The sequence below is a fragment of the Shumkonia mesophila genome (assembly GCF_026163695.1).
GTDB classification, from domain to species: Bacteria; Pseudomonadota; Alphaproteobacteria; order Rhodospirillales; family Shumkoniaceae; genus Shumkonia; species Shumkonia mesophila.
Map to the genome: position 1 here is coordinate 128,757 of NZ_JAOTID010000009.1, position 22,178 is coordinate 150,934.

The following is a 22,178-nucleotide window of genomic DNA, read 5'->3' on the forward strand; positions in this document are numbered from 1 at the left end:
CCCGACAGGGGACGACAACGTTTCAGCCCGGAGGCTTCCATGCGCATTCGCCACGTCATCGCCGTGTCCTCGGCCCTCCTGCTCGCGGCGGCAGCCGCGACGGCCGCCGACGACACTCGAAATCTGGAAAAACTGTCGAAGTTTCAGTTGACGGGGACCAGTATGGACATCCCCACCATCCCCCAGGGCGGCAAGAAGGCCGAGAACATCCGCGCCTTCCTCAAGAACGTCAAGGTGCCGCAAGGCTTCAAGATCGACCTCTTCGCCATCGTCCCGGACGCCCGCCACATGGCCATCGGCAACAATGTCGGCACGGTCTTCGTGGGAACCCGCAAAAGCAAGGTCTACGCCGCAACCGACCGCGACATGGACCGGGAGGCCGACGAGGTCAAGGAATTCGCACCCAGCCTGCGCATGAGCGTCCCCAATGGGCTCTGCATGAGCCCCGACGGCTTCCTGTTCATCGCCGAGCATAACCGGGTGCTGGTCTATCCGGCTGCCGAGTTCTTTTACGAGACCCCCGACGTCGCCGCCTTCGTGGTGGTCGATCAGGGCCAGTTGGTGCCGACCGAGGAAGAATCCTTCAACCATGGCGCCCGCACCTGCGCCATCGGCCCCGACAACAAGCTCTACATCACGCTCGGCCAGCCGCACAACGTGACCCCGGCCGACAAGGTCGAGGCCTACCGCAAGCTGGGCATCGGCGGCATCATCCGCATGGAGCGCGACGGCACCAAGCGCGAGGTGGTAGCCACCGGCATCCGCAATTCGGTCGGCATCGCCTTCAACCCAGCCAACGGGCAGCTGTGGTTCACCGACAACCAGGTCGACGGCATGGGCGACGACATTCCCCCGGGCGAGATCAACCGCCTCACCACCGTCGGCCAGCACTTCGGCTTCCCCTGGTATGGCGGCGGCAAGACGCGAACCACTGAGTTCCAGAATTCAGAACCACCGGCCAACGCGGTGTTCCCCGAGGTCGAGATGGACGCCCACGCAGCCGATCTCGGCTTGACGTTCTACACCGGCCGGACGTTTCCGGCGAAGTACCGGGGCGGCATCTTCAGCGCCCAGCACGGATCGTGGAACCGCACGACGCCGGTCGGCGCGCGCGTCATGTTCACGCCGCTCAAGGAAGACGGTGGCGCCGGCAAGACCGAGGTCTTCGCCTCCGGCTGGCTGGACGAGACGACCGGCGAGTACCGCGGCCGCCCGGTCGACGTCAAAACCTACCTGGACGGCTCGCTGCTGGTCTCCGACGACAAGGCCGGCGCCATCTACCGCATCTCGTACGGCAATTAGGCCATCCGTCAGGCCGCATCGAAGGGCGGGGTCGGGAGATCGTCCCGGTCCCGCCCGCCGGCCCGGCAACGACTGCGCCCCTCCCCGCCACTGCCAGCGGACCCGCACCGGCATGAACCGACCTTTCGATCTTCGCCCCCGCCGCCCCCTCCTTCTCGTCACCGGCCTGTCGCTGGCCTTGGCGCTGCCCACGGCCGCCGTCGCCGGCGACCCGGCGGCCGGCAAGGCCAAGGCAAAGGCCTGCGTCAACTGCCACGGTCTCGACGGCGTCAGCCGGGCGCCCGATGCGCCCAACCTGTCGGGCCAGGTCCCGGAGTATCTGGCGTTGCAGCTGCGCGCCTATAAAGCCGGCGAGCGCCGCCATCCGGTAATGAACGTGGTCGCCCAGCCGCTCACCGATCAGGACATCGACGATCTGGCGACCTGGTATTCGGAGATCGAGATTACCGTGACGCCGCCGCCGTAAGCGGCATTACCGGCCTTTTTCCAACCGGGGCTTGGCGCGGCCTTTGGCCCCCCGCCGTTCGGGCACGCGCGGCAGGCCGGTGTGCTGGGTCAGGAACACCTGGTCCTTGTGCTTGCGCCCGGTGCGCGCGCCCTCGCCACCGGCCCGGCCGGTTCCGACCGGCTGCCAGGCCGGCACCAGGTGCTGCTTGCCGGGGCCGATAAGGTCGGCCCGGCCCATGCGCTTGAGGGCGTCGCGCAGCATCGGCCAGTTCTCGGCGTCGTGATAGCGCAGAAAGGCCTTGTGCAGGCGGCGCTGCCTCAGCCCCTTCACCGTCACCACCCGTTCCTCGTCGTGCCTGCGTATCGGACGCAACGGGTTGCGCCCGCTGTGGTACATGGCGGTGGCCACCGCCATCGGCGAGGGAAGGAAGGCTTGCACCTGGTCGGCGCGAAAACCGTTGCGCTTGAGCCAAAGCGCCAGGTTCATCATGTCCTCATCCGTGGTGCCGGGATGGGCGGCGATGAAATAGGGAATCAGGTACTGCTCCTTGCCAGCCTCCTTCGAGAAGCGGTCGAACAGCGTCTTGAAGCGGTCGTAGGTGCCGATCCCCGGCTTCATCATCTTGGAAAGCGGTCCCGCCTCGGTGTGCTCGGGGGCGATCTTGAGGTAGCCGCCGACGTGGTGGGAGGCCAGTTCCTTGACATAGGCCGGGCTTTGCACCGCCAGGTCGTAGCGCACGCCCGAGGCGATCAGTACCTTCTTGATGCCAGGCAGTTCGCGGGCCTTGCGATAGATGCGGATCAAGGGGTCGTGGTCGGCGTTCAGGTTCTTGCAGACCTCGGGATAGACGCAGGACGGCCGCCGGCACAGCGCCTCGATCTTCCTGTCCTTGCAGGCCATGCGGTACATGTTGGCGGTGGGCCCGCCCAAGTCCGAGATGACGCCGGTGAAGCCCTCGACCTTGTCGCGGATCTGCTCGATCTCGCGCAGGATCGATTCCTCCGAGCGGCTCTGGATGATGCGGCCCTCGTGCTCGGTGATCGAGCAGAAGGTGCAGCCGCCGAAACAGCCGCGCATGATGTTGACCGAGAAGCGGATCATCTCCCAGGCTGGCAGGCGCGCGCCCTTGTAGACGGGATGCGGCGCACGCGCGTAGGGCAGGCCGTAGACGCCGTCCATTTCGGGCGTCGAAAGCGGGAGAGGCGGCGGGTTCAGCCACAATTCCTTGTCGCCGTGCCGCTGCACCAGGGCGCGGGCGTTGCCCGGGTTGCTCTCGTGGTGCAACTGCCGCGAGGCGTGGGCGTACAGCGCCGGATCGCCGCTCACCTGCTCGAAGGCCGGCAGCCGCACGACGCTGGTCTCGCGCGCATCGTTGGCGACGCGTGGCCGCGCCGCATCGTCCTCGATACTGGTGAGATCCAGCTCCGTCCAGCCCTCCGGCACGGCATCGCGCAGGAAGGCGGTGCCGCGAATGTCGGTCATGTCGCGCGGCTTTTCCCCCTTGGCGACACGATGCGCGATCTCGACGATGGCGCGCTCGCCGTTGCCATAGACCAGGATGTCGGCCTTGGCGTCGACGAGAATGGAGCGGCGCACCTTGTCCGACCAGTAGTCGTAATGGGCGATGCGGCGCAGCGACGCCTCGATGCCGCCCAGCACGATCGGAACCTCCTTGAAGGCCTCGCGGCAGCGCTGGGCGTAGACGATGACAGCGCGGTCCGGCCGTTTGCCGCCCTCGTCATTGGGGGTATAGCTGTCGTTGTGGCGCAGCCGACGGTCCGAGGTGTAGCGGTTGACCATGGAGTCCATGTTGCCGCCGGTCACCCCGAAAAAGAGATTGGGTTGGCCCAGCGCCGCGAACGGCTCGGCCGAGGTCCAGTCGGGCTGGGCGATGATGCCGACGCGAAAGCCTTGGGCCTCCAGCAGGCGGCCGACGATGGCCATGCCGAAGCTGGGATGGTCGACGTAGGCGTCGCCGGTGACGATGACGATATCGCAGGAATCCCAACCCAGCAGGTCCATCTCGTCTTGCGACGTCGGCAGGAACGGCGCCGGGCCGAATCGTTGCGCCCAGTAGGGACGATACGAGAAGAGATCCTTGGCGGCAGGCATGGCACAGGTCACATCAAGCTGGGGAAGTCCAGGATATGGCACTTCCCGGCGCCGCGTGCAAACACCGATGCGCGTTTTCGGCTAGATGACGGCGACGCCGAAGGGATCGATGGCGACGGCCACCGCTTCGCCGGGACGGAATACGGAAGACCCCGCCGGCGTGATGACGAACAACTCCTCGCCCCGATAGTCCACGAGGTACTCGTTGGCCGATCCGACGTAGGCCCACGAGCGAACCTCGGCCGGCAGCCCCTCCCCCGTTCCCGGGCGCAGCAGCCGCATGGACTCCGGCCGCACCGCGATGCTGACCGGCCCCGCCGACACCTCCGGCCGCACGTCGGAAAGGGCCAGCCGGTAGTCGCCGATTTCGATGACGAACGCGCCGCCGCTCCCCGCCGCCTTGCCTTGCAGGATATTGGCATCGCCCATGAAGGTGGCGACGAAGGTCGAGGCAGGCCGGCGATACAGCTCCTCGGGCGTTCCGATCTGGGCGATCTTGCCGGCACTCATCACCACCACCTCGTCGGAAACGGCCAGCGCTTCCGACTGGTCGTGGGTGACGTAAACCGAGGTGATGCCGGTGCTTTGCTGCAGCCGCCGGATGTCCTCGCGCATGCTGCGCCTGAGCTTGGTGTCCAGGTTGCTCAGGGGTTCGTCGAACAGCATCACCTTGGGTTCGAGAATAAGGGCACGGGCCACCGCCACCCGCTGCTGCTGGCCGCCCGACATCTGGTCGATGTAGCGGTCGCCGAAGCCGGCCAGGCCGACGTCGGCCAGCGCCGCCTGCACGCGGGAGCGCCGCTCGGCAGCCGCCACGTTCTGCACCTTGAGGCCGTAGCCGACGTTTTCCTCGACCGTCATGTGCGGGAAAAGGGCGTAGGACTGGAACACCATGGCGACGTCGCGATGGCTGGCCGACAGCGCGGTGACGTCCTGCTCGCCGATACGGATGTGCCCGCCGTCGGCCATCTCCAGCCCGGCGATCAGCCTCAGGATGGTCGTCTTGCCACAGCCCGACGGCCCGAGCAGGGTGGTCAGGCTGCCCGCCTTGATGTCGAGGTCGATGGCGTCGATGACGACGTTGCCGTCGAACGCCTTGGTGACGCCTTCAAGGGTGACGCGGCAGGATGCGGCATTGACGGTCATGCCTTGCGTTCCTTCCAGGCCACTCGGCGCTGCACGCGCGAGCGGCCGACGAAGTGGTCGATGAGCATGGAGACGATCAGCATGGTGAGGATGAGAACGGAACCATAGGCGACGGCGACGCCGTAGTTGCCGCGCTCGACCCTGGCCAGGATGTAGGTGGTGGAGACGTTGGTCTGGGCGGTGACCAGAAAGATAACGGCGCTGACCGATGTGACGGCGCGGATGAAGCTGTAGACGCTGGCCGAAATGATGGCCGGTCGCAGGAGCGGCAGCACCACCGAGACGATGGTGCGCAGCGAGCCGGCCCGCTGGGTCAGCGACGCCTCCTCCAGCGACTTGTCGATCTGCGAGAGGGCCGAAACGCCGGTGCGGATGCCGACCGGCATGTTGCGGAAGACAAACGAAATGACCAGGATCAGCGCGGTGCCGGTCAACTGCACGGGCGGCACGTTGAATGCGAGAATGTAGGCTACGCCCATCACCGTGCCCGGGATGGCAAACGACACCATCGCCCCGAAATCGACGAAGCCGCGGCCGACGAAGCGCTTGCGGGTGGTGACGTAGGCGATGAGGATGCCGAGCACCGCGGTCAGGGGTGCGGCAATCAGCGCGAGCTTCATGGTGTTGAGGTAGGACGGCCAGCCGCCGTAGCCCAGGCCCGCCAGCCACAGTTCGGCGTGATGCGCGAAGGTCGGCGTGTAGTCGGCACCCCAGTTCACCACCAACCCGCCCATGAAGATGCTGCCGTAGAGGACGGCGTTGAAGGCGATCCACCCGTAGACGATGACGCCGCAGGCGAGTTGCAGCCATTCCGGCATCGCCGTCAGATGGCCGCCGGTGCCCTTGCCGGTGACCGTGACGTAGGACTTGCGGCCGATCCAGCGGTTTTGAATGATGAAAATGGCGAGCGAAATCGAGAGCAGCGTGAGCCCCAACGCCCCCGCCCGGGCGTAGTCGAGCCGGGAACCGACGATGCTGAAGTAGATTTCCGTCGCCAGAACGTCGAAATCGCCGCCCAGGATCAGGGGATTGCCGAAATCGGCCAGCGATTCGATGACGGAAAGAAGGAAGGCGTTGGCGATGCCGGGCCGAAGCAGCGGAAAGGTGACGTGGCGGAAGGTTTGCCAGTCCGATGCCCGCATGGTCAGCGAGGCTTCCTCGAGCGCCGGGCTGATGGTCCCGAACAGGCCGTGCAGGACAAGGTAGCTGACCGGCGTGAAAGCCAGGGTCTGGGCCAGGAAGATGCCGGCGAAGCCATAGATGTAGCCGGAGCGCTGGAACCAGCCGGGATCGCCGTCGGGAACCAAAAGGCCGTTGCTGCCGAAAAGGGCGGCAAGGACGTCGTTGATGGTGCCCGAGCGGCCGAAGATGAGGATGAGGGCGAGGCCGACCACGAAGGGCGGCGTGATGATGGGCAGGATCGAAAAGATGCGGATCAGGCCGCGGAACCGGGACGTGGCGCGCACCGCGTATAGGGCAAAGACGAAGCCCAGCACGGTGGTCGAAACGCCGACCGCGGCGGCCAGCACCATCGAATTGAGGAGCACCCGGCCGAAGCCGGCCGACGTCACGATCTCGACGAAGCGGAACGGCGTGAAGACGCCCTTGGCGTCGACCAGGACCTTGATCAGGATGGTCGAGATCGGAAACAGGATGAAAAGGATGACAAGCCCGGCAATGAGCAGGATCGAACCGGTCATGAAGGCGTCGCCCTGCACGTAGCCAAGCCGGGCGACGGCCAGCGCGGCAACGGCGCCTAGGACCACCACCTGCACGGCCGCCCCCAGTCCAAGCGGCACGCCCAGGATCTTGGCGCCGACCAGCAGGCCGATGAGGGTCGTCGCGGAGACCGCCGCGTCGATGCGGAAGCGAAGTGCGGGTTCCGTGTTGCGCCAGGGACGGGCGGCAAGCAACAGGCAGGCCAGCGTCGGCAACCAGGGAAGAAACCCGGTCAGGCGCCAGCCCACTGCGTCCCACAACTCCGAAGCCAAGGCATCGAACAGGCCGTATTCGAGGGCCTTCCACGGCAGTACGGCGAAGGCCGCGAGGCCGGCCAGGGACCACACGAGAACCGCGCGGCCGCTTCGATCGGCTTCCAAGGGGGCGAGGATCATCATCCGCGAGAGAAGGCGAGGGGCGCGGAGTCTTCCGCGCCCCGCCACCGGAGCCTCAGCGCGCCAGCGGCTTCACCTCCTTGATCCAGCGGTCGATGACCTGGTTGCGCGTCTTCTCGCTGCCGTACTTCACGAAGTCATAGTTGATGAGCTTGACGCCTTCCATGCGGATGGCCTCGGGCGGGATCTTGGCGTTGACGTTGGTCGGCGTCTGGAACGACCCCGTCGTCGCCGCCACTTCCTGGCCTTCCTTCGACAGCGCCCAGTCGACGAACAGCTTGGCGTTGTCCATGTTGCGGGCGCCCTTGATGACGCTCAAGCCACCGATCTCGTAGCCGGTCCCCTCGCAGGGGACTACCATCTTGAGCGGAAAGCCGGCCTTGATCTCCTTGGCGTGGTCGTGCAGGAAGCCGAAGCCGATCAAAGCCTCGCCGCGCGCCACCGCGGTGCCGGGGGCCGAGCCCGACTTGGTGTACTGGGCGATGTTCTTGTGCAGCGCCTTCAGGTAGTCGAAGGCCTTGTCCTCGCCCCACAGTTGGACATAGGTGGCGAGCGCCGTGTAGGCCGTGCCCGAGCTTTCCGGGTTGGCCATCTGGATCAGCCCCTTGTATTCGGGCTTGGTGAGGTCGGCCCAGCACTTGGGTTCCGCCAGTTTCTGCTGCTTCAGCAGCTCGGTGTTGTAGCTGAATCCGAGAATGCCGACGTAGATGCCCGCCGAGTGATAGCCCTTGCTGGTCGCCGGATTGCGGTAGGGCTCGGCGACTTCCTTGAGCATGGGCGACTGATAGGCTTCGAGCAGGCCGTTGACGCCGGCCTGGCTGTGCGGGTCCAGCGTACCGCCGTACCAGATGTCGGCCTGCGGATTGTCCTTTTCGGCCAGGATGCGGGCATAGCCGCTGCCCGAGCCGATCGGCGTCATCGACACGGCGACGTCTTTCGACTTGCCGAACGTCTCCACCGCCTTTTCGCACCAATCGGGCAGTGCGCTGCAATAGACCACCAGCCGGCCCTTGGCCGACGCATCGCCACCGCCGAAGGCAAAAGCCGCCGCGACGAGAACGGGAATGACGAATCGCTTCATGCGAGCCTCCCTGTTTTTGAGGATATTGTAGCCCCATGCTACTGTGAGCCTCTCGCCCTCCGCAAGGCATTCCCGTCCCGTCTCAGGGCCTTGGCGCCGGTGTGCCGGAAGGCCGGCACCGACATGCGCGGGCCGTCAGAGTTGCCTTTCCGCGGCAGCCCCTTGAGGCTATGCTTACGAACCCTCCGGCGACCGACCGTGCGCCGCCGGGTTTGTCTCGGTTGTCGCGCACGGAGGGACGATCATGGATCTCCGCACCGGCGAACCAACGGTCCCAGGCACGGCGCGGCACGGCGATGTCTGTATCGGCCTGGCGCTGGGCAGCGGCGGCGCCCGGGGTTGGGCGCATATCGGCATCCTGCGGGCCCTGGCCGAGGCGGGCATTCGGCCCGATGTGGTGTGCGGCTGCTCGATCGGCTCGCTGGTCGGCGCCGCCTACGTCACCGGCCAGATCGACTCTTTCGCCTCCTGGGTGAAGTCGCTCACTTGGCGAGAAATCGTCGGCTTGCTCGATCCCGGACTGTCGGGTGGCGGCATCATCCGCGGCGGTCGCCTGCTGCGTTTCCTGCGCAAGCATTACCGCGACATCGCCATCGAGGATTCGCCTATTCCGTTCGCCGCCGTCGCCACCGATCTTGCCACCGGCAACGAGGTGTGGCTGCGCAACGGCCCGCTGTTCGATGCGGTGCGTGCCTCGATCGCCGTACCGGGCCTGTTCGGTCCGGTTCGGATGAACGGAAGTTGGCTGGTCGACGGCGGGCTGGTCAACCCGGTGCCGGTGTCGCTGTGCCGGGCCATGGGCGCCAATTTCATCGTCGCCGTCACCCTCAACGCCGACAAGGCCTACCCACCGGCCGATCCCCCTGCGACGGCCGCAGTGCCGCCCTTCCAATCCAACGTCTTCGACGTCGTCGCCACCTCGATCAACATCATGCAGGACCATATCGCGCGCAGCCGGCTGGCCGGCGATCCGCCCCACCTGTTGCTGGCGCCGAGCCTCGGCCACATCGGCGTTCTGGCGTTCGACCGCGCCGCCGAAGCCATCGACGAGGGCCACCGGTGCGCCGTGCAATCCCTCCCCGCCCTGCGCGACTGGATGGCCCGCTTCGCCACGCGCCAGCCAAGCCGCTGATCGCCCGCCTCCACTGGCTGGGTTTGGAGCGCGCCGGATATCCTTCTCGGAAGCCCGAAAAGGTGGCCCACAACGCGCCGTTGTGCAATTGCCTGATTTTTAGCCAAATTATGCGGCTGACTATTATTTGGATATTTTCCATATCATACTGTTTTTACACGATAATTATTCCCCCCGGTGAGATGGCACGTCAATTGCGAAGCATTCCCTGCACCCTTCGCGTCAGCGCCGCCGCACAAACGAGCGGCAGCTTGGCAGAAATTCACGTGGTGGGCGCGGGTGCCGCAAGGCGGGCCGCGCCGGCCAAGCACAGGGAAGCCACCGACATGTATCAGACCACCATCGATCTGTTCGCCCAGGCCGCCGTCGCCAAGGACGAGGCCATGCGCAAGAACCCGCTCGGCTTTTTGGTCGCGGCGGCCATGGCCGGCGCCTACGTGGGCATCGGCATCGTTCTCATCTTCTCGCTGGGTCAGATGGTCGACCCCTCGGTACGCGCCCTGGTCATGGGCGCCTGCTTCGGCATCGCCTTGACCCTGGTCGTCTTCGCCGGCTCCGAGCTGTTCACCGGCCACACCATGATGATGACCCTGGGCGTGCTCAAGGGCTCCGTCGGCCTTGGCAGCCTGGGGCGGTCCTGGGCCATGACCTGGATCGGCAATCTCGCCGGCTCCGTCCTGCTGGGGTCGTTGTTCGTCGCCGGGGGCGGCGGGCTCATTCTCAAGGAAGGGGCCAATCTCGTCTTCACGGTCGCCGCCGCCAAGATGAACGCTCCTGCCCTGGAGCTTCTGGTGCGCGGCATCCTCTGCAACTGGCTGGTCTGCCTAGCTCTGTGGACGAGCGCCAGGGCGACCAGCGATTCGGCGAAATGCATCCTCATCTTCTGGTGCCTGTTCGCCTTCATCGCCAGCGGCTTCGAGCATTCGATCGCCAACATGACGATCTTCACCATCGCGCTCTTGGGCGCCCACCCCGAAACCGTCAGCCTTGCCGGCATGGCCCACAACCTGCTGTGGGTGACCATCGGCAACACCATCGCCGGCGTGGTTTTCGTCGCCGCCGGCTATTGGCAGGCCAACGGCAACGGCTTCCCGTGGCTTCGTCCGGCCGCCAAGGCCGAACCCGTCGCCACCCCCGCCGGCGAGTGAGGGGGGCCCATGAGCACCGGATTCACACCCGAACAGCAGCGCTATCTGGAGGGTCTGGTGGCCGGCGTTTCGGCGGTGGCGGGCGGCCCAGCGGCGGCCGAACCGACCGGCCCCGACGCCGCCCACCTGATCGCCATGAAAAAGGCCGAGGCCGAGGGCGGCAAGCTGGCCGACCCCGAGAAGTTCAAGCGCCAGGAGCACCCCTTCGATGCTTACGAGCGCATGAAGCAGCAGGCGGCCAGCGGCGACTATCCGGCGCCGCAGGATAACTTCCGTTGGCGGTTCTACGGCCTCTTCTACGTGGCCCCCAACCAGAACTCCTACATGTGCCGGCTGCGCATGCCGAACGGCATCCTCACCCACTGGCAGATGGCGGGCCTGGGCAGGCTGGCCGACAGCCATGGCGGGGGTTACGCCCATATCACCACGCGCGCCAACCTGCAGATCCGCGAGATCGAGGCCGCCAACGCCGTCAGCATGATCGAGGCCATCCAGGATCTGGGCCTCTGCACCCGCGGCTCGGGGGCCGACAACATCCGCAACGTCACCGGCACGCCGACCGCCGGCATCGACCCCCAGGAACTCCTCGATACCCGGTCCTATACGCGCGACTGGCATTTCCACATCCTGAACGACCGCTCGCTCTATGGGCTGCCGCGCAAGTTCAACGTCGCCTTCGACGGCGGTGGCAAGGTGGGGGCGCTGGAAGACACCAACGACATCGGATTCCAGGCCGTCGAGGTCGACGAGGGCGCCGGCGTCGAACCGGGGGTGTGGTTTCGCGTCGCCATCGGCGGCATCACCGGGCACAAGGATTTCGCCCGCGACACCGGAATCGTCGTCCGGCCGTCGGAAGCCACCCAGGTCGCCGATGCCATCGTGCGGGTCTTCATCGATCACGGCAACCGCACCGACCGTACCAAGGCGCGCCTGAAATACCTCCTCGACGCCTGGGGACTCGAGAGGTTCCTCGAGGCGGTCGAGCAGAAGCTGGATCGCAAGCTGGATCGCATCGACGCCCGCCACATCAAGGACCGCATCCCGCCGGACCGTATGGCGCACCTGGGCGTCCATTCGCAAAGGCAGGCCGGACTCAACTGGATCGGCGTCGTGCTGCCGAGCGGCAAGCTGACCTCCGCGCAGATGCGGGGGTTGGCCGACGTCTCGGGAAGGCTGGGCGACGGCGACATTCGCCTGACGGTGTGGCAGAACCTCATCCTCTCCGGGGTCGCCGACGATAACGTGCCGGCGGCGGTGCAGGCCATCGACGATCTCGGCCTCTCCACCCGGGCGACCTCGATCCGCGCCGGTCTCGTCTCCTGCACCGGCAATACCGGGTGCAAGTTCTCGGCCGCCGACACCAAGGGCACGGCGGAACTGATCGCCGAGTATATTGAAAGCCGCTTCGATCTCGACCAGCCGATCAACATCCACCTGACCGGCTGTCATCATTCCTGCGCCCAGCATCACATCAGCGACATCGGGCTGCTGGCCTGCAAGATTTCGAAGGGCGAGAACGCCGAGCCGGTCGAGGGCTTCCACATCTATGTCGGCGGCGGGTTCGGCGCCAACGCCACCATCGGCCGCGAGATCTGGCAGGACGTCGAGAACGCCGACTGCCCGGCCGCCATCGAAAAGCTGCTTGTGGCCTATCTCGCCTACCGCGCCAGCCCCCATGAAAGCTTCTTCGAGTTCGCCAACCGCTATCCCGTCGAAACCCTGGTGAAGCTCGCCGAGGAGAAGGCGGCATGACGACGCAAACCGCCACCCGGCCATGGCAGATCGTCCCGCCGACGGCGCCGTTCTCGGACGACGAACGGGAACGGCTGAACGCCTTTTTCCTGAACTTCTGGCCGAACAAGCCCGGCGCCGCCGGTCTGCCGGCGCCGGTCGGGGCCAACGAGGAAGACGAACTGCCGTGGAAAGACCCCGCCATGCCGTTGGCGGATCGCATGGCCCGGGCCGACGGCCGCCCGCTGAAGCAACGCCTGATGGCGGCCATGGGCCAGCAGGACTGCGGCCAATGCGGATACGACTGTTCGCGCTACGCCGCAGCGATCTTCGAGCAGGCCGAGCCCCGGCTCCAGCTCTGCGTGCCCGGCGGCAAGGAAACGTCGCGCATGCTGAAAAGCCTGGTCGAGGAAATGGGCGGCGGCGTGCTCGATCCCGACGAAATGGCGGCGAAGGCAGCGGCGGCGCCGAAGCTGCCGGCCGACGAGCGCCCCGGGCGGTCGCGGGCCCGCCCGGTGGAGGCCCACTTCGTCGGCTGCCGTCGGCTGAACGGCGAGGGCTCGGAGAAGACGACCCTGCATGTCGAACTCGACCTCGAAGGGTCGGGGCTGGACTATCGGGTGGGCGACAGCCTGGGCATCCTTCCCCGGAACGACCCGGCGCTGGCCGACCAGGTCATCGCCGCCATCAACGTGCCGCCCGACTTCCCCATCGCCGGACGACCGTTCCGCGACGTCCTCATCGAGGAAACCTCGCTGGGAACGGCGCCCGACGCCCTTTTCCAGCTGGTTTCCTACATCACCGGCGGCGAGCGACGGATGAAGGCCAAGGCGCTGGCCAAGGGAGAAGACCCCGACGGCGACGCCGCCAGCCTCGACGTGCTGGGCGTTCTGCAGAAGTTCGAAGGCATCCGCCCGGACCCGGAAGCGCTGATGGAGGTGCTCGATCCGTTGCAGCCCCGGCTCTATTCCATTTCATCCTCTCCCAAGGTCCATCCGGGACGAGTCCATCTGACGGTCGACGTGGTGCGCTACGAGGCGGCCGGCCGGCTTCGCCTGGGCGTCGCCTCCACCTTCCTGGCGGACCGCGTGCAGCCCGGCGAAGCCTTGAAGGTCTACGTCCAGGAAGCCCACGGCTTCGCCCTGCCGGCCGATCCCGCCACGCCGATCGTCATGGTCGGCCCCGGGACGGGAGTGGCCCCCTTCCGGGCGTTCCTGCAAGAGCGCGATGCCCTGGGCGCCCCCGGCCCCGCCTGGCTTTTCTTCGGCCATCAGCGCGAAGCCAGCGACTTCTTCTACGCCGAGGAATTCAGGCACCTCCAGGAACGCGGCGCCTTGACCAACCTCTCGCTCGCCTGGTCCCGGGACGGCACCGAGAAGGTCTACGTTCAGCACCGCATGCGCGAGCGCGGCGCCGAGCTGTTCGAATGGCTGCAAGCCGGCGCCCATGTCTACGTCTGCGGCGACGCCCTGCGCATGGCCAAGGACGTGGAAACGGCGCTGACCGATATCGTCGCCGAGCACGGCAAACGTCCGCCCGACGCCGCCAGGGCCTATGTCCAGGATCTCAAAAAACGGGCACGCTATCAGGCCGACGTCTATTGAGATTGTAAATGGCTTTGACCTTCTGACGCCGCGGCGTTGTGTCCCCGGCCGATCGCGGTCATTCTGGAGGACACCGCGAGAAGCCAGAGGGGGGCCTATGCCTGCCGGTCGGGGACTGTGGTACGTGTCGAAAGGCGCCGTGGCGTTGCGGCCGGCCGAAATGTCGCCGAGGGATGACGCCCGGCTTCTCATCCGTGCCCTCTTTTCCGGCGTGAGCCGCGGCACCGAACGCTTGGTCATGAGCGGGATGGTCCCGCCAAGCGAACACGCCCGCATGCGCTGCCCCCACCAGGCCGGCGACTTCCCGTTTCCGGTGCAATACGGATACGCCCTGGTGGGTGTGGTGGAGGAGGGGCCGGCAGACCGGCTTGGGCAGGCCGTTTTCGTCCTCCATCCCCATCAGGACCGGATCTGCATTCCTGTAACCGAGGCCCGGCCCCTGCCGCCCGGATTGCCGCCGCGGCGCGCCGTTCTGGCCGCCAACATGGAAACCGCGCTCAACGTCGTCTGGGATGCCAGGATCGCGCCCGGCGACAATGTGCTGGTCGTCGGCGGGGGTGTCGTCGGGCTGCTGGTGGCCGGCCTGGCGGCGCGTATCGCCGGAACCCGGGTCACCGTCGCCGACGTCGATCCGTCGCGAGCGCCGGTGGCGGCGCGCCTTGGCGTGGCGTTCGCGCTTCCCGCCGAGGCGCCCGGCGAGCAGGACGTCGTCGTCCACGCCAGCGCCTCGGAGGATGGCCTGCGTCTGGCGCTGGCCTGCGCCGGGCTGGAGGCGACCGTCGTCGAGGCCAGCTGGTTCGGGGCCGCCGCCGTCAGCCTGCCTCTCGGCGAAGCCTTCCATTCCCGCCGCCTGCGCATCGTCTCCTCGCAGGTGGGCGCCGTGCCCGCGAACCGCCGTGCCCGCTGGACCCATGCCCGGCGCCTCGACACCGCGCTTGGACTGCTTCTGGACGCCGCCTTCGATGAGTTGATCGCCGGCGAAATCGCCTTCGCCGACGCGCCCGCCCGTCTGCCGGTGGCGCTGGCCGCCGGCAGCGGCGGATTGATGACCGTTCTGACATACGCCTGAGGCTGGAAAGGACTTCGCCCATGTACACCGTCGAGATCCGCGACCACGTGATGATCGCCCACAGCCTGGCGGGGAAGGCCTTCGGCCCGGCGCAAAATCTTCACGGCGCCACCTATGTGGTCGACGTCGCCTTCATGCGTCGCCAACTCGACGGCAACGACATCGTCGTCGACATCGGCCTCGCCCAGGAGGTGACGAAAAGGACCCTGGCCGCGCTCAATTTCCGGAACCTCGACGAGCATCCCGACTTCGCCGAGCGACGCTCGACCACCGAGGCCGTGGCCCGCTGGGTCTTCGAGCGCATCCGGGAAGCCATCGCCGCCGGCGACCTGGGCGGGGCGGCATCGGGCATCGAGCGGCTGCGCATCACGTTGCACGAATCGCACGTGGCCAGCGCTTCCTACGAGGCCGAGGTCGGCGGTGCGTGACGTCTGGTTTGCCATTCCCGGCGACCTTGCGACGCCGACCGGCGGCTACGTCTATGCCCGCCGTTTGATGGCGGCGTTGCCGGCGACGGGATGGCGTCCCCACCCGCTTCCCCTCCCCGCCGGCTTTCCGCATCCGTCCCCGGATGACCTGCGCCGCACGTGCCAGGCCCTGGAATCCCTGCCGCCGTCATCCCCGGTCCTGGTCGACGGCCTGGCGTTCGGCGTCCTGCCGAGGGATCGGCTGGACGGCATGGGCCACCGCTGGATCGCCCTCGTGCATCATCCGCTGGCCCTGGAAACCGGCCTCGAACCGGCCGCAGCGGCACGCCTGCGCGCCAGCGAACGCGGGGCCCTCGGCGCGGCTTGCGCCGTCATCGCCACCAGCGAACACACCGCCGGCACGCTGGCCGAGGATTATGGCGTCGCGGCCGAGCGCCTTCATGTCGCCGTGCCGGGGACCGACCGCGCCAAGCGGACGAAAGGCGGCGGCACGGTGCCGTGCCTTCTTTCCGTGGCGACGGTGACCCGGCGCAAGGCCCATGACGTGCTTGTACAAGCCCTGTCCCGCCTCCCGGACCTGTCCTGGCGATGCCGGATCGTCGGCAGCCTCAAGCGCGAGCCGGCGACGGCGGCCGAGGTCGCGGCGCTGATCCGCGCGTCGGGCCTGGACGGGCGCGTCACCCTGGAGGGCGAGATCGCGGCCCATGACCTCGAGGCGGCTTACCGGATGGCCGACCTTTTCGTCCTGCCGTCGCGCCACGAGGGCTACGGGATGGCTTTCGCCGAGGCCATGGCGCGTGGCCTTCCGGTCATCGCCTGCGCCATCGGCGCCGTGCCGCAGACGGTGCCGCCGAATGCCGGCCTGCTGGTCGCTTCCGACGATGCCGAGGCCCTGGCGGCGGCGTTGCGACGGGCGATTGCGGACGAGGGTCTGAGGCGACGGCTCGCCGATGCCGCGTGGGCCCACGGCCGCACGCTGCCGACCTGGGCCGAAACCGCCCGCGACGTCGCCGCCGCGTTGACGGCGGCCTCGACATGACCGGCTTTTCCCCGGAATGGCTGGCGCTGCGCGAACCCGCCGACGGGGCCGCGCGCAATGGCCAAATCCTGGCGGCATGCGCGCAGGCGTTCGCCGGCCGCGATGAACTGTCCGTTTGCGATCTCGGCGCGGGCACCGGCGCGTCGCTGCGCGCCTTCGCCGATCGATTGCCGCCCCGCCAACGCTGGACCCTGGTCGATCACGACCAGGCCAATCTCGCCGCCGCCGGCCAGCGATTGACCGCGTGGGCCGAGCGCGCGGAGGCCGGTGAAAAGGAACTTGTCCTGTCGCACGGCGAGCGGCGCATCGTGGTGGAACGGGCCCGCCGCGACCTCGCCATCGAGCCCCACTGCTGGCCGGCCGGAACCAATCTTGTGACCGCTTCTGCGCTTTTCGATCTCACGTCGGGGGGATGGATCGGGCGTTTCGTCGCCGCCCTGGCCGCCGACCGCCTGCCGCTTCTGGCCACCCTGACCTTCGACGGGGAAATCGTGCTCGATCCGCCGCATCGCCTCGATGCAACAATCGCCGGGGCGTTCCGGGCGCATCAGGAGGGGGACAAGGGATTCGGGCCCGCCGCCGGCGGCCACGCGACGGACATCCTGGCCGTCCGCCTCAGGAATGCCGGTTATGCGGTGACCGTGGGCGACAGCCCGTGGCGGCTCGACCCCCCTATGGAAGGGCTGCGCGCGGCCTTCCTCGACGGCGTCGCCGCGGCGGTGGCGGAAACGGGCCTGCTCGATTCCGGCGCCATTGCGGCATGGCTGGCCGCAGGCCTAGCCGCCCAAGCCATCATGATCGGCCATCGCGACCTGTTCGCGATGCCGGGTCAGTCGGAACGATAGCCCGGCAGCATCCGGCGCAGGGTCTCGTCCCCCCGGATGAAATGGTGGTGCAGGGCGGCCCCCACGTGCAGCGCCAACAGGCCGGCCAGCGAGAAGCCAAGCCAGCGATGAAGGCGGAGCAGGACGTTGGCGAGTTGCTCGTCCTTGTCCAGCATGGCCGGCCATTCGAAAAGGTCGAAGACCATGATCGGGGCCCCGAAGGCCGAGGTCCCGGCCCATCCCAGCACCGGCATGGCCAAGAGAACCGCATAGAGGGTCCAGTGCGAAATCGTTGCCGCCGCCACCTGCCAATCGGGAAGGCCGGGCACCAGGGGCGGCGCCGGGCGGTAGAGCCGCCACAGAAGGCGCGCGGCCATCAGGACCAGGACGAGGACACCGAGCGAACGGTGGAGGTCATAAAGCTGGTTTTGCACGGGCCCCTGGCCGACCCGGACCATGGCGAGGGCCACCGGTATCGCCGTCAGGACGGCGAGGGCGGTGACCCAATGAAAAAGCTTGGCGGCGGCGGAGTAGCCGGCGGAACGCGTCGATCTCATGGCAGGTCATCCTTCATCCCAATCCCCGGATGGGCATTTCCGCCTTCGTCCGAGGTCGCAATCGAACAGGACGTCGCCTTCGTCGAATGTCGTGACCGTCACCGACGGCCGCACCGCCTCGTCGAGCCGGGCGATCTCGGCCAACTGGATGCCGATCCGGCCCGAGCCGACGATCATCGGCGCAACGAGAACGTGCAGCCGGTCGAGACAACCGGCATCCAGGAATTGCGATATCGTCATTCCCCCGCCTTCGATCAATATTCTGTGAAGTCCGAGATCGGCCAGGGCGGCGATGATGTCGCGCGGCGAGAACCGGCCTGCCGCCGCCGGAAGGCTGATCGCCTCGACGCCGGTTCGGGGCGGACGGGCGGCCGAACCGATGACGATGCGCCGCGCGCCCTCCTCCAGACAGCGGGCGTTCGCCGGCAGCCGCCCCGCCGGATCGATGACGACGCGGGCCGGATTCGGCCCGTTTACACGCCGGACGGTCAGTTGCGGGTCGTCGGCCAGCGCCGTTCCGACGCCGACGACGACCGCATCCACCAACGCCCGCAAACGATGCAAATGGACGATGGCGGATTTGCCGTTGATGTAGTGCGAGTGGCCGCTTGCCGTGGCGATGCGGCCGTCCAGCGATTGTCCGATCTGGGCGATCACCAGGGACTTTGTTCGCCGCGCAGGAACTATTAGGGGGAGATAGGTGTTCATCAAAGAGTCCCTCCCTATCTTAGGGGGGGATGTGCCGTCGTGTGCGGCCGCCACGAGGGCTTGCCAGAGTGGTTCTTCGGCACCGTGAGATCTGCAGATTTTGGGGGAGGTCATCGCCGTGTCTTTCCAAAAAACCCGCTTCGCGACCGATCTGCCGAACGTGCTTCCTATAAGTGCTACCGCGAAAGGCGCCTTGGCAAGGCTGGCTGGCGACCCCGTGTGCGTGGCGGTCGAGCGGGCTGCGCAGGAATTGCGGCAGGGGCGGGCCGTCGTCGTGCGCAGCGCTTCGGAATCGCTGGTGGTCGCGGCGGCGGAGACGCTGGGCGGCGAAGAGATCGCCAACGTCGCGGCCGCCTTTGGCGAAGGCGTGGGATTGCTGCTGACGGAACCGCGCCTGCGACACATGGGATTCGATGCGGCGGGCCCCATGCGTGTGGCGCTGTCCGGGCTGGCCGCCGATGCCATCGAACGTCTGTTCGTCGCGGCGAACCCCGCCGTACCGGCGACCCCCGGCCGGGCCGCGTCAGCACTGGAAGCGGCCGCCCTCGAACTGGTGAGGACCGCTTATCTGATTCCCGCCGCCGTTGTCATGCCCGCCATTGCCGCGACCGCCACCCTGGCGGTGGTCGAGGCGACGGCGATCGCCCTCTATGCCGACCGCTCGGTACGCGACCTGCGCATTGTAGCGCGGGCACCGGTGCCGCTGGATGACGCCCCCCTCACCGAGTTCGTCGTCTTCAGCGGCGGCAACCGACGCGATCAGGTCGCCATCGTCGTCGGGCGGCCCGATCCCGCGCAACCGGTCCTGACCCGCCTGCATTCGGCCTGCCTGACCGGCGATCTGTTCGGCAGCCTGAAATGCGATTGCGGCGACCAGTTGCGCCTGGCCATCCAGGCCATCAACGCGGCCGGCGGCGGCTTGCTGCTGTACCTGGACCAGGAAGGCCGCGGCATCGGCCTGCGCAACAAGATGCGGGCCTACGGCTTGCAAACGCAGGGCCACGACACGCTGGATGCCGACGCCGTCCTTGGCTATGGCCCCGACGAGCGGCGCTACGGCATCGCGGGGCGGATGCTCGACCTGCTGGGTTTCCGCCGCATCGTGATGCTCACCAACAACCCCGACAAAATCCGCGCGATCGAGGAAACGGGTGTGATCGTCGAAGGGACGCGGCGGCTTTTGGGGGCGGTCAATCCGCACAACGCGGTCTATCTTTCCACCAAGGCGACGCGGGCCGGGCACCTTCTCGACAAGATGCTGAAATCGATCGCCAAGGATGGGCTCAGGACGCGTCCGGCCAAGCCGCCGCAGCGACCTCCTCAAGCAGTTTGACCGTCTGCTCCGCCGCATGTTCGACGAGCGCCTTTCCGATTTCGGGCGTGGCAAGGTCGGGACGGCCGATCCAGCCGCCGGCCGCGAGATCGTCGGTTTTCCACCCCCAGGCGATGGGACCGGAAGGAAAGAGCATGGGAGCGGGGCGGCGCGGCGGCGGCGATGCGATGGCATCCCCACCGACGAGGTGCGGTGCCAGATGCAGGATCGCCGAGGTCTCGATCCATCCGCCGTGGATGTCGGCCGCCATGGGCCCCGGCGCGGCAAGGCCGGGCGGCAGGCCGAAATCGAGCCAGTGGACGTTGACGGCCAGCATGCCGAAGCGGGTCCGCAGCCGAAGCGCCGCCATGGCCGCCGCCGCCGCGTTGCCGCCGTGGCCATTGAACAGCACCACCCGTCGCACCCCCGCCAGGGCCAGGCCCTGCGCCGCCGCGACGATCTGGCCGACAAGGGCTTCCGGCTCGACCGATAGGGTTCCCGGCCGGTCGGCGTGTTCGGCCGAGGCGCCAAGCCACAGGGCGGGCAAGCGCAGCACGCGGCGGTCGCGCCCGCCATCGGCGGCGGCCGCGCGCGCCAGGATGCCTTCGACGATGAGGCCGTCGGTGCCGAGCGGCAGATGGGGGCCGTGGGATTCGACGGCGGCCAGCGGCAGCATGGCGACGGCGTCGCCCGCCGCGGGGAACGCCGTCTGGGACAGATCGGCATAGGACAAAAACGTCATCGGCTCCCCTCCCCCTCGGATGGCGCGGCCGTCATCGCCACCCCCGGCGTGAACGTGGCGAGCAGATGACCGCGCAGGGCTTCCATCGGCCAGGTCGGCGCCGCCGGGCCGGGTATCATGCCATCGGTCCAGCCCCAGCCGTCCATCGCCGCCAGAACGGACCCGTCGCTCGCGATAATGTGGATCGGGACATCGGGCCGCGACGTGTCGCCGGCGACAAACGGGATCGGCTGGTGGTCGCCGACGACGATCATCAGCATGTTGTCGTCCTTGTGATCGGCCACGTAGGCCGTCAGGGTTTGCAGCACGTAGTCGATCGAGCGGACATACTGGGCGCGGATGCGCTCGGCGTCGGCCCACACCACCTCGGGCGCGTCCCCCGTGCGCAGGGCCGGGCCGAAGATGGCGCCGTCGCCGATGCGATCCCAGGGCGCCAGGACGGGAAGCGGCGTCCACGGCGCGTGGCTGGAGATCAGGACGACAGTCGCCATGATGGGCGGGCGGTCCGCGGCGTCCAGTTCCAGCCGGTCGAGGGCGGCCAGGGTGTACTGGTCGGGCATGGAAATCCAGCCGAAGGGCTGTCCGGCGTAACCGAGATCGGCGGCGGCGTGTACCCGCTCGTAACCGAAGGATTGCGCTTCCGGCCATACTTCCGTGATGCCGGGCACGACGGCCACGGTGGACCAACCGGCGCGCTGGAAATCGTGGATCAAAAGCCGGCGCCGGCCGAGGAGAAGCGCGTCATAGCGCCCCTGGCCGTCGATGCGAAAGCCGGAAAGCAGGGTGCCGTGGGCGAGCCAGCTTTGCCCGCCGAAGGTCGACGACGCCAGCCACGCGCTGCGGGCCGCGAAGCCGGCCTTCTTCAATTCGGCGTCGAAACGGCTGAGGGTGGGGCCGGTGACGGCGGCGTAGGACGGAGTCTCGATGGCCGTACGGCCATAGGACTCGACGAACACCAGCAGGACGTCGGTCTTTCCCAGTCCCGACAACAGCCGGTCGGACGGCGTCTCGTCCTCGGCGAGCCCGGCGCGGAACCGCTCGAGGTCGCCGAAGGTCTGCCAATGCCAAAGCAGTTGGTCGCGCACGAAGTGGCTCGACGTGGCGGTCGTCGCCGCTTCGCCTTGCGCACGGACATCGGCGACGTCGAGGATGCCGTAGCCGATCAAAAGGAAGACGGCGGCGGCGACCGCGAGCCGGGGACGCCAGGGGTCGAATGCCGCCACCACGGCGCGAAGCGTACCCACGAGGACGGCGCCGGCGACGGCGGCCAGCGCGAGCGCGGCCACGACCGCCAGCGAGGTCAGGAGCGGTCCGATAGCGCCGGACAGAAGCTGAATGCCCGCCGGCACCAGGTGGAGATGAAGAAAGGCGTTGAACGGACGCGCATAGATGGCAAAGACCGCGAGGTTTGCCGCCTTGAGCGCCACCAACACGCCGAGAACAAGCACCGCCGCTCCGCGCGTCCATCGGCGCGCCCGCGCCGGTACCGCGAACAGGGCCAGCAGCAGGATCGGCAGTTCGATGGGCAGGCGCAAAAACGCCCCCACCGAGAATTCGTCCGTGTAGGCCGGCAGCACGAACAGCAGGTAGAGGATCGTCAGGCCGGCGAATCCCCCCGCCACGCCCCTCAAGGACACCCCGCGACCCCCCGACCCCGACGCTGGCACGTTGGTCATTCCCC

General features: G+C 67.7%; 19 protein-coding genes. 11 read left to right on the top strand and 8 right to left on the bottom strand.

Features of this window, described 5'->3' with window-relative positions; translation table 11 throughout:
- Positions 1 to 39 precede the first annotated feature (39 nt).
- A complete protein-coding gene (locus ODR01_RS15605) occupies positions 40 to 1,302 on the top strand; it encodes a PQQ-dependent sugar dehydrogenase (RefSeq protein WP_316978613.1) in 1,263 nt (420 codons plus the stop codon).
- A gap of 112 nt (positions 1,303 to 1,414) precedes the next feature.
- Complete coding sequence (locus ODR01_RS15610) at positions 1,415 to 1,768, top strand: c-type cytochrome (RefSeq protein ID WP_316978614.1); 354 nt, start codon at positions 1,415 to 1,417, stop codon at positions 1,766 to 1,768.
- Positions 1,769 to 1,774: 6 nt separating this feature from the next.
- Here the strand turns inward: ODR01_RS15610 and ODR01_RS15615 are convergent, their stop codons facing one another.
- The 4 genes from ODR01_RS15615 to ODR01_RS15630 all read right to left on the bottom strand — a co-directional run bounded on the left by ODR01_RS15615 (position 1,775) and on the right by ODR01_RS15630 (position 8,203).
- The gene (locus ODR01_RS15615; protein WP_316978615.1) at positions 1,775 to 3,862 is read right to left on the bottom strand and encodes a YgiQ family radical SAM protein; all 2,088 of its coding nucleotides are present in this window, start codon (positions 3,860 to 3,862) and stop codon (positions 1,775 to 1,777) included.
- Between the two features lie 81 nt (positions 3,863 to 3,943).
- Complete coding sequence (locus tag ODR01_RS15620) at positions 3,944 to 5,008, bottom strand: ABC transporter ATP-binding protein (protein ID WP_316978616.1); 1,065 nt, start codon at positions 5,006 to 5,008, stop codon at positions 3,944 to 3,946.
- The gene (locus ODR01_RS15625) at positions 5,005 to 7,107 is read right to left on the bottom strand and encodes an ABC transporter permease (RefSeq protein ID WP_316978617.1); all 2,103 of its coding nucleotides are present in this window, start codon (positions 7,105 to 7,107) and stop codon (positions 5,005 to 5,007) included. Before ODR01_RS15625 ends, ODR01_RS15620 begins: the two co-directional genes overlap by 4 nt.
- 70 nt (positions 7,108 to 7,177) lie before the next feature.
- Positions 7,178 to 8,203 (bottom strand): ABC transporter substrate-binding protein, encoded by a 1,026-nt coding sequence (locus tag ODR01_RS15630; RefSeq protein WP_316978618.1) that lies wholly within the window; start codon positions 8,201 to 8,203, stop codon positions 7,178 to 7,180.
- 244 nt (positions 8,204 to 8,447) lie between these two features.
- Between ODR01_RS15630 and ODR01_RS15635 the strand changes: the two genes are divergently transcribed.
- From ODR01_RS15635 to ODR01_RS15670, 8 genes are all read left to right on the top strand, one after another.
- Positions 8,448 to 9,335 carry a patatin-like phospholipase family protein gene (locus tag ODR01_RS15635; RefSeq protein ID WP_316978619.1) on the top strand — a complete coding sequence of 296 codons (888 nt, stop codon included), beginning with the start codon at positions 8,448 to 8,450 and terminating at the stop codon, positions 9,333 to 9,335.
- Between the two features lie 251 nt (positions 9,336 to 9,586).
- On the top strand, positions 9,587 to 10,483 hold the full coding sequence (gene nirC / locus ODR01_RS15640; protein WP_316978620.1) for a nitrite transporter NirC: 897 nt from the start codon (positions 9,587 to 9,589) through the stop codon (positions 10,481 to 10,483).
- 9 nt (positions 10,484 to 10,492) lie between these two features.
- The gene (locus ODR01_RS15645; RefSeq protein ID WP_316978621.1) at positions 10,493 to 12,235 is read left to right on the top strand and encodes a NirA family protein; all 1,743 of its coding nucleotides are present in this window, start codon (positions 10,493 to 10,495) and stop codon (positions 12,233 to 12,235) included.
- A complete protein-coding gene (locus ODR01_RS15650; protein ID WP_316978622.1) occupies positions 12,232 to 13,818 on the top strand; it encodes a sulfite reductase subunit alpha in 1,587 nt (528 codons plus the stop codon). The genes ODR01_RS15645 and ODR01_RS15650 overlap by 4 nt, the downstream gene beginning before the upstream one ends.
- Before the next feature lie 97 nt (positions 13,819 to 13,915).
- Entirely contained in the window at positions 13,916 to 14,887 is a 972-nt protein-coding gene (locus ODR01_RS15655; RefSeq protein WP_316978623.1) for a zinc-dependent alcohol dehydrogenase, read from the top strand.
- Positions 14,888 to 14,907: 20 nt separating this feature from the next.
- Positions 14,908 to 15,315 (top strand): 6-pyruvoyl trahydropterin synthase family protein, encoded by a 408-nt coding sequence (locus ODR01_RS15660; protein ID WP_316978624.1) that lies wholly within the window; start codon positions 14,908 to 14,910, stop codon positions 15,313 to 15,315.
- Positions 15,308 to 16,354, top strand: a complete 1,047-nt coding sequence (locus ODR01_RS15665) for a glycosyltransferase family 4 protein (RefSeq protein ID WP_316978625.1) — start codon at positions 15,308 to 15,310, stop codon at positions 16,352 to 16,354. Before ODR01_RS15660 ends, ODR01_RS15665 begins: the two co-directional genes overlap by 8 nt.
- On the top strand, positions 16,351 to 17,199 hold the full coding sequence (locus ODR01_RS15670) for a class I SAM-dependent methyltransferase (RefSeq protein WP_316978626.1): 849 nt from the start codon (positions 16,351 to 16,353) through the stop codon (positions 17,197 to 17,199). Before ODR01_RS15665 ends, ODR01_RS15670 begins: the two co-directional genes overlap by 4 nt.
- On the opposite strand, the gene ODR01_RS15675 is transcribed toward ODR01_RS15670, so the two are convergent.
- Both ODR01_RS15675 and ODR01_RS15680 read right to left on the bottom strand, forming a co-directional pair.
- Entirely contained in the window at positions 17,184 to 17,735 is a 552-nt protein-coding gene (locus ODR01_RS15675) for a cytochrome b (protein WP_316978627.1), read from the bottom strand. The two genes, ODR01_RS15670 and ODR01_RS15675, sit on opposite strands and share 16 nt — an antisense overlap.
- A gap of 6 nt (positions 17,736 to 17,741) precedes the next feature.
- Positions 17,742 to 18,557: a RibD family protein gene (locus ODR01_RS15680; RefSeq protein WP_316978628.1), complete on the bottom strand. Its 816-nt coding sequence runs from the start codon at positions 18,555 to 18,557 to the stop codon at positions 17,742 to 17,744.
- Positions 18,558 to 18,561: 4 nt separating this feature from the next.
- On the opposite strand from ODR01_RS15680, the gene ribA reads away from it, so the two are divergent.
- Positions 18,562 to 19,776: a GTP cyclohydrolase II RibA gene (gene ribA, locus ODR01_RS15685; RefSeq protein ID WP_316978629.1), complete on the top strand. Its 1,215-nt coding sequence runs from the start codon at positions 18,562 to 18,564 to the stop codon at positions 19,774 to 19,776.
- Here ribA and ODR01_RS15690 read toward each other — a convergent pair.
- Together ODR01_RS15690 and ODR01_RS15695 are read right to left on the bottom strand one after the other, a co-directional pair.
- Complete coding sequence (locus tag ODR01_RS15690) at positions 19,727 to 20,497, bottom strand: creatininase family protein (RefSeq protein ID WP_316978630.1); 771 nt, start codon at positions 20,495 to 20,497, stop codon at positions 19,727 to 19,729. The two genes, ribA and ODR01_RS15690, sit on opposite strands and share 50 nt — an antisense overlap.
- Positions 20,494 to 22,173, bottom strand: coding sequence for a sulfatase-like hydrolase/transferase (locus tag ODR01_RS15695; protein WP_316978631.1), 1,680 nt, complete (start codon positions 22,171 to 22,173; stop codon positions 20,494 to 20,496). The genes ODR01_RS15690 and ODR01_RS15695 overlap by 4 nt, the downstream gene beginning before the upstream one ends.
- Positions 22,174 to 22,178 lie beyond the last annotated feature (5 nt).